Origin of the sequence: Nostoc cf. edaphicum LEGE 07299 (genome assembly GCF_015207245.1) — a bacterium.
GTDB lineage: Bacteria > Cyanobacteriota > Cyanobacteriia > Cyanobacteriales > Nostocaceae > Nostoc > Nostoc edaphicum_B.
Genome location: NZ_JADEXF010000094.1, coordinates 1 through 8,552 on the forward strand (window position 1 = coordinate 1; position 8,552 = coordinate 8,552).

The following is an 8,552-nucleotide window of genomic DNA, read 5'->3' on the forward strand; positions in this document are numbered from 1 at the left end:
TTACACACTATTTCTAAAAAATCATGCAACTCATCAAAGGAGCGCTTTACTCCGCCTCGGTAATATTAGCATTCAGCATAGGTTCACGTTCTTATGCAGGCACTTTTATCGTCTCTGGTGATGCTAATATCGTGAATCCGTTGGTGGCTTCATCTAATCAACCGATAAATCCAGGAAATGTACAATTTTTTACTAATATCTTGGGAGGTGGAACCAATGTAATTGTACAAAGTACTAGTAGCGGGGATAATACTGCTGTAGAAGCTATTGAATCTGAAATTAATAGCTTCTACAACAGTCTTACTGGTGTAACATCCACAATTGTTAGCGATCTAATTACTCCCGCTGTACTTTCTAGTACCGATTTATTTATCAGCCCTTTGCCAGATGATTCCTTCACTGATGCCGAGATTGCCTCTCTAGGAGATTTCTTGGAAAACAACGGGTCTATTTTCTTTCTAGGAGATAATAATAATTTTCAACAGGAAAACGCACGGATTAACGCAGCCCTGACGAGTTTAGGTAGCAGCATAAACATCCTCGACGCCAATATTTTTGATTCTGGCTTTAATACTGCCACAGGCTCACGCATTGCATCTAATCCATTGACTGCTGGTGTCAACGCCTTTACCTATGCCGCTGCATCTGAAGTAGCCGGCGGTACAAGCTTATTCTTGGGTCTGACTAGACAAACTTTCTTAAGTATTGAGAATACTACTCAAGTTCCTGAGCCGAGTGCTATTGGTGGTGTATTAGCAATAGGTAGCATAGGCTGGCTGATGAAGCGTAAGCTTAAAACTTTTAAAAAAGCTTAAGCTAAACCACATCCAATACGGTTCGGTTAAGCCCAAAAAATAAAAATGTGTAGTTCCAGGGTTTGTTGGGTTTCCTTCCTCAACCCAACCTACAAATATTCTTAACCGAATCGTATTAGTACAATCCAAAGGAGCAACGCGAAAAAATGGTATTAAGAAACAGCAAGTAAAGATTAATGATTTATCAAATCCGGTGATAGATTGTTAATTTACCAAAGTAGATAAAACTTGATTATAACTTGTAAAAACTTCTCATTTTCCTTCTAGATTGTATATAAAGCCTGGATGCGTTAGCCTGAGCTAACGCATCCTAAAATTTAAATATTGTAAATAGTTAAAAACATTATTATTTATTATCAAAATAATACAAACCTCATCCAAAAGTTAAGCCCTTGTAACTATATGAATCATTCATTAAAATTAATTTGTATAAACTACTTAACAAGGCAATTAAATTACCGAAATGAGTAGATTTAAAATTTTCACTTTAGTTGCGAAGTTTTGACTCAGTAATTACTGAATAGATGTATAGGACTCATATCTTATTTTTGAACAATATTTCAGATAAAACCCTGATAAAACGGGCTTTTCAATCTCAATATGTTTTCAGAAATCAAATCGGAGTCCTATATAAGTAGCTTTTCCAATCAGTAAGCCTTCTTCAGGGCAATATTGTAGTCAACAATTAAGGGGTAATTTAACACAACTTTGACCATTAATAATTTTTTGATGGCTAAAAGCATGCTAAATGGCCCACCAGTTAAATGCTATAAGGACACAGAGAAAGAATGACTTTAACTACAGATAGATATCAGGTTGAACTAGAAATACCTGATTACCAAGTAGAATCGGGATGTTCACACCCTTTTGGTGCGATACCAGACAAAGATGGAGTAAACTTTTCCATCTTTTCAGAACATGCTACCTCTGTCGAACTCTTGCTGTTTGATCGCGATGATGCTCCGCAGCCAAGACAAATTATTCAGTTAAACCCAAAATTCAATAAAACCTTCCATTTTTGGCATGTCTATGTCAGAGGGTTAAAACCGGGCGCTCACTACGCTTATCGAGTTAATGGGAATCCTGATTTACACGGAGCAGGACACCGCTTTAATAAAAATAAGGTACTGCTTGACCCTTATGCTAGAGGAAACACCAATACTCTTTGGCAGCGCAACGATGCTTTAGGGTCAAAAGACAACCTGACTACATCTATGCGTAGTGTAGTTATTGATACGTCTAATTATGACTGGGAAGGCGATCGCCCGCTTAACCGCCCAATGAGCGACACCGTAATTTATGAGGTACACGTTGGCGGATTTACCAGATCGCCTTCTTCAGGCTGCAAACACCCAGGCACTTTTTCTGCAATTATCGAGAAAATTCCTTACCTGAAAGAGTTAGGAATCACAGCTGTTGAACTGCTGCCAATATTTGACTTTGACGAAAAGAACCTTCTCCGAGAAGTCAACGGTAAAGAACTAAAAGACTACTGGGGATACAACCCCCACAGTTACTTTGCTCCTGAAGCTTCATATTGCGCTTTCCCTGATGTCGGAAATCATATCAGAGAGTTTCGAGATTTGGTCAAGGCTTTACACAAAGAAGGGATTGAAGTCATTCTAGATGTAGTCTTTAACCACACCGACGAAGGCAACCATGAAGGCCCAACCATCAGCTTTAAAGGTCTTTTTAATGATATCTTTTATCACCTAGTGCCTTGGGATAAGCAGTACTACATGGACTACTCCGGGTGTGGCAATACCGTCAATTGCAACCATCCCATAGTAGAAAAGTTAATTGTAGATTGCCTGGAATTTTGGGTGAAAGAGATGCATGTCGATGGTTTCCGCTTTGATGAAGCCTCCATCTTATCTCGCAGCCAAGACGGGGTACCAATGAGCCATCCGCCGGTGATTTGGCACATTGAAACATCCGAAACACTAGCTGACACCAAAATCATTGCCGAGGCTTGGGATGCCGGTGGGCTTTATCAAATTGGCGATTTCCCTGGATATCGTTGGGCAGAATGGAACGGACGTTTTCGAGATGACATCCGGCGCTTTGTTAAAGGAGATGCAGGAATGGTTGGGGCAGTTGCTTGGCGCATTGCTGGAAGTTCTGACCTTTACCAATCGAGCAGACATTTACCAATTAACAGCATCAACTTCATTAGCTGTCATGATGGATTTACCCTCAATGATTTAGTTTCATACAACCACAAGCACAATGACGCGAATGGTGAAAACAATCGGGATGGCATCAATGACAATTTGAGTTGGAATTGTGGGGTTGAAGGAGAAACTGACAATCCCCAAATTGATGGATTACGTCGGCGACAGGTTAAGAATTTTGCAGCCATTCTCATGCTCTCTCAAGGTGTGCCAATGGTTGTGGCTGGTGATGAAGTCAGACGTACTCAAAAGGGTAACAACAACGCTTACTGCCAAGATAACGAAATTAGTTGGTTAGATTGGAATCTTGCCCAGAAGAATGCTGATATTTTCAGGTTCTTCAAACTAATGATTAATTTCCGCAAGTGCTACTGCCATTCTGCTTTACGTCGTAGTAATTTTTTCACTGGTGAAGTTAACGAACGCGGTTTAGCAGACATTGCTTGGCATGGCTGCAAGTTGTTCAAACCAGGTTGGCACGATTCTCATGCGAGAGTTATTGCATTTACTCTCGGTGGCTTTGAAGAAGAAGCAGATATTCATGTCATGCTCAATATGTACTGGGAGGATCTAGAGTTTGAAATTCCTTCTCTTAAAGATAGAAAATGGTACAGAGTCGTAGATACTGCTCTTCCTTCTCCGATAGATATTGCAGAGCCAGGGGAAGAAACTGTAGTTTCAGATAATGTCTATTCCGTTAAAGAGCGTAGCGTTGTTGTTCTGATTTCTAAATAGTTTTCAGTTAATGAATTTCCAATTTGGAGTTAATTCAATGAGTAATGTAGGCTTTTCGTTTTCGGATTTGATTGCTGGATATGTTACCGCTTTTGATTCAAGTAAGGGAGATTCTGGTACTTTTAATCTCAAAACGTCAGATGGCAGGAAATTTGAAGTAGCATTGACCTCAATGACCTATGCTGAACTAGTACGGAATTTAGATGAGCCTTTCTTTGATTGCACTAGCCAAATAAATTCAATGCTCGTGCCAAATTGCTATCTTTTCGTGTATGGCATTTTTTATCCTGAGGCAGGTGAGCATAAGTTTGAAGCTAAACACATAGTTTTTCCGGGTAGAACAGAAAACGAGTATCTTTTTGAAAGACCAGATTGGTGGGTCAAGCAGATCCGAAGCCTTGGCGATTTTTACCTCAAAGCCCAGTTTGAAGATGGCGATATTGATTATCGAAAATATCGGACTGGTATCGGTTTAGTTGGTTCCAAAGAAGATAGTACTCGTCAGGAAACTGACACCATTTCTCGTCTAGTTTATGGTTTTGCCACAGCCTACATGATGACTGGAGACGATCGCTATCTTGAAGCTGCGGAAAAAGGCACTGAATACCTCCGCCAACACATGCGTTTTCTCGATGAAGGCGAAGGAATTTGCTATTGGTATCATGGTGTTGATGTCAAACCAGGTGGCAGCGAACAGAAAATATTCTCCTCAGAATTTGGGGATGATTATGACGCTATTCCAGCTTATGAGCAAATTTATGCCCTAGCTGGCCCCACCCAAACCTATCGGATAACAGGCGATCCACGCATCATCAAAGATATCGAGTTGACGATTAATCTGTTTGACAAGTATTTCTTGGACAAGACAGAGAAAGGAGGATTTTTCTCCCACATCGATCCGATTACTCTCAGCCCCCACTCTCAGACTCTAGGCCACAATCGCGCCAAGAAAAACTGGAACTCTGTAGGCGATCATGCTCCAGCTTATTTGATCAATCTTTGGCTAGCGACTGGCAAAGAAGAATACGCAAACTTCCTGGAGTACACCTTCGACACCATTGAGAAGCGGTTCCCAGATTATGACCATAGCCCATTTGTTCAAGAACGTTTTTATGAGGACTGGACTCACGATACAACTTGGGGATGGCAGCAAAATCGAGCAGTTGTAGGTCATAACCTGAAAATTGCTTGGAACTTAATGCGGATGAACCACCTGAAACCAAAAGAAAACTATGTGGCTCTGGCAGAAAAGATTGCAGAAATCATGCCAGCAGTCGGTAGCGACCAACAGCGTGGGGGGTGGTACGATGTAGTCGAACGCACCTTAAAACCAGGGCAAGAGGTACACCGTTTTGTCTGGCATAATCGGAAAGCTTGGTGGCAACAAGAACAAGCTATCTTAGCCTACCTGATCCTCAACGGTTCACTTGATAAACCTGAGTATCAACGCCAAGCCCGTGAAGCGGCAGCCTTCTACAATGCTTGGTTCCTTGATTACGTGGCTGGCGGTATCTACTTCAATGTTCTATCAAATGGGATTCCTTACTTATTAGGAACCGAACGAGGCAAGGGAAGCCACTCAATGAGCGGTTATCACTCGTTTGAATTAGCCTACTTAGCTTGCGTTTATACGAATCTGCTGATTACTAAACAGCCAATGGATTTGTACTTTAAACCAAAGCCAGGTGGATTTAAGGACAATATCCTGCGAGTTGCACCAGATATCTTACCACCAGGTAGTGTGAAGATTGGCGATGTTTGGATCAACGGGCAAAGGTATGCCGATTTTGATCCTGTAAACCTGACAGTCAAACTGCCAGTTACTCAAGACGATGTGAAAGTTAAGGTGAGACTGCTTCCGACTCAAGTATCTTTCGACGCAACAGTGTTGGAAGTTAGTAATGGTATTGCCAAAATCTCCTTAACTGGGTTATTGGATGCCAACGGTGTGGTACATTTTCAGGAAGCGATCGCTAAAGCTACAGCACAGCCAATCAATCGTCTGGTCTTACTACTACAAGACCTGGAATGTATTACTACTGCTGGTCTACGGTCTCTGATTTTCGCCAAGCAAAAACTGGGTTCTGATGTTGAACTCTACATCGTCGGCGCACCGGAGAACGTGAAACAATTCCTGATGACGAGTGCATTTTGCGACAGTGTAACCGTTTTGGATGAGTATGAAACTGTTCAACTGGCAAGTGTGTAAGTTGCGTTAAAACACATTTTAGTAGTCCTAATTAGATAAAAGATACATAGTTCCAACAAGGAAACGGCGGTTTATCCAAAGCTATTAGGACTACGCTCAATACAGTTCGGTTAAGGAAAGTTATTTGTTAAAAGGAGTAAAGGGAGCAGGGAGAGCGGGGGGTGCTGGGGAAGTTTTTCTTTCCCTGCACGCTTAGCCTTCCTTAATTTAGCTCGTAATATTATATACCAAAAAACTCAGTTTTTCTGGCTAGTTAAATAATTACAAACATCATTCCTAGAAAGGAGCAATTTTGGTTAATCCTGTACTACTTACTGTTGACGATGACCCCGGAGTTCTACGAGTAATAGAGCGAGATCTCCGACATGAGTATGGTAATCGTTTTCGGGTACTACGAGCCGACTCAGGTGCAAATGCTTTGAGAGTATTGCAACAGGTAAAATTACGTAATGAGACAGTTGCCCTCTGTGTGGTAGACCAGCGGATGCCACAAATGTCGGGCGTGCAGTTCCTTGAACAGGCTATGGAAATTTTCCCGTCTGCAAAACGAGTTTTGCTAACAGCTTATGCGGACACCGATGCTGCTATCTCTGCGATAAATACAGCAAAGATTGATTACTATCTTATGAAACCGTGGGAGCCGCCACAAGATATTCTGTACCCAGTTCTTAGCGATTTATTAGACGATTGGGTTTCGTCATACCGCCCACCCTTTGAAGGTATTCGCGTTATTGGCTCCCGTTGGTCGCCCAAGAGTCATCACATTAAGGACTTCTTGTCCCGCAACTATATGCCTTATCAGTGGTTGGACATTGAGGCAGAGGAAGAAGCGCGTCAGTGGGTTAGTTATGCTCAATGTAATACCACACATTTGCCACTAGTAATATGCCCTGACGGTTCGTATCTCATACAGCCAACGCACGCCGAAATTGCTGAAAAAATCGGGTTGAAGATGCAGGCCCAAATGCCCTTTTACGACTTGGTGATCGTGGGGGCTGGCCCATCTGGTTTAGCAGCAGCAGTCTATGGAGCGTCTGAAGGCCTACGCACAGTATTGATTGAAAAAGAGGCTCCAGGGGGGCAAGCAGGAACAAGTTCCCGTATCGAGAACTATTTAGGCTTTCCCCAAGGAATTACTGGATCGGAATTAGCTCGCCGCGCCGTTACTCAAGCTAAACGATTTGGGGTAGAAATTCTCTCGCCTCAAGAGGTAATTGACATTCGCTTGCAAGATTCTTGTCGCATCATCAAGCTGAAAGACGGGACAGAATTAAGCTGTTACGCACTGCTAATTGCGACAGGTGTCTCATATCGCAAGCTTGATGTGCCCGGCATTGAGAATGTGACTGGGGCCGGTGTATACTACGGTGCGGCAATGACGGAAGCACTCTCCTGCCAAAATGAAGATGTTTATGTAGTTGGCGGAGCTAACTCAGCCGGGCAGGCTGCGGTGTACATTTCTAAGTATGCTCGCCATGTGACTATGTTGGTACGCGGCAACTCACTGGCTACAAGTATGTCAAAGTACTTGATAGACCAAATCTTAGCAACAGACAATATCACAGTACAGTTTCAGTCCCACATCGTCGAGGCTCATGGCCAGACTAACCTAGAAGCAATTACGATCGCTAACACTAAAACCCACGAGCAGGAAACCATTCCCACAAAGCTGCTGTTCATTTTAATTGGCGCAAAGCCACACACTGATTGGTTGGCTGGGATTGTGGAGAGAGACGAACAAGGGTTTATCTTAACTGGGCCAAGCTTGATAGCCAATAAACAATGTTCAAAGGCATGGAAACTGGATCGCCAACCCTTCCTGCTTGAATCCAGTGTACCAGGCATATTTGTGGCTGGAGATGTGCGTAACGGCTCTGTGAAGCGAGTTGCTTCTGGCGTTGGAGAGGGTGCGATCGCTATCCAGTTCATCCATCAATATCTAAGTAAGGTGTAATTATGTTAGATGCTTTGCGTCAAGTGTCACTTTTTGCACAATTGACAAATGAGCAATTCCAATGGTTATCTGAACACGGCTGCGAACTATGTCTGGTTTCGGGAGAGTACATAGCCATTGAGGGAGAACCACTAGACTATTTCTATGTGCTGATAGAAGGCGAAATCGAGTTTACCAAAAAGGTCGGCAATGCAGAAAAACACGTAATGAGTTTTGGTGCTGGAACATATACAGGTCATGAGTTGATTCTATTAGATGCTCCTTACCATCTCGTCAACGTGCGTGCCGTGAAACCGAGCTATATGTTGAAATGGGACACAGATACTTTCTGGGAAATGCTGACAACCTGTCCGTCGATTACGCGCGACCTTTTAATCATCACGGCGCAACGGGTGCAAATGTTGGAATCTATGTCACAACACCACCAAAAGCTAATTGCACTCGGCACTTTAGCAGCTGGTCTAGCCCACGAGTTGAACAACCCAGCAACAGCCGTCGTCCGAGGTGGGAAGCACTTGCACAAAATCTTTCAACAATTGCCATACCTTGGACTCAAACTCAATCACCAGCAAATGACAAAAGAACAACTGTTGTTTCTTGACAACTTGCTGCACTCAGTAATTGTACGTGCCGAAACCCCCTGTGACTTAGAATATTTACTAGCA

5 protein-coding genes are annotated in these 8,552 nt (G+C 42.8%); all 5 read left to right on the forward strand.

All coding sequences use genetic code 11. The features are described 5' to 3' along the window. Positions 1 to 23: 23 nt before the first annotated feature. Positions 24 to 815 carry a PEP-CTERM sorting domain-containing protein gene (locus tag IQ229_RS04475; protein WP_194041653.1) on the forward strand — a complete coding sequence of 264 codons (792 nt, stop codon included), beginning with the start codon at positions 24 to 26 and terminating at the stop codon, positions 813 to 815. A gap of 788 nt (positions 816 to 1,603) precedes the next feature. After that, entirely contained in the window at positions 1,604 to 3,724 is a 2,121-nt protein-coding gene (gene glgX / locus IQ229_RS04480) for a glycogen debranching protein GlgX (protein WP_194041655.1), read from the forward strand. A 37-nt stretch (positions 3,725 to 3,761) separates the two neighbouring features. Next, complete coding sequence (locus IQ229_RS04485) at positions 3,762 to 5,933, forward strand: AGE family epimerase/isomerase (protein ID WP_194041657.1); 2,172 nt, start codon at positions 3,762 to 3,764, stop codon at positions 5,931 to 5,933. A 292-nt stretch (positions 5,934 to 6,225) separates the two neighbouring features. Continuing rightward, entirely contained in the window at positions 6,226 to 7,887 is a 1,662-nt protein-coding gene (locus IQ229_RS04490; RefSeq protein WP_194041659.1) for an FAD-dependent oxidoreductase, read from the forward strand. 2 nt (positions 7,888 to 7,889) lie between these two features. Then, positions 7,890 to 8,552, forward strand: a 663-nt coding sequence (locus IQ229_RS04495) for a cyclic nucleotide-binding domain-containing protein (protein WP_194041661.1), incomplete at its 3' end; no start/stop codon positions are given.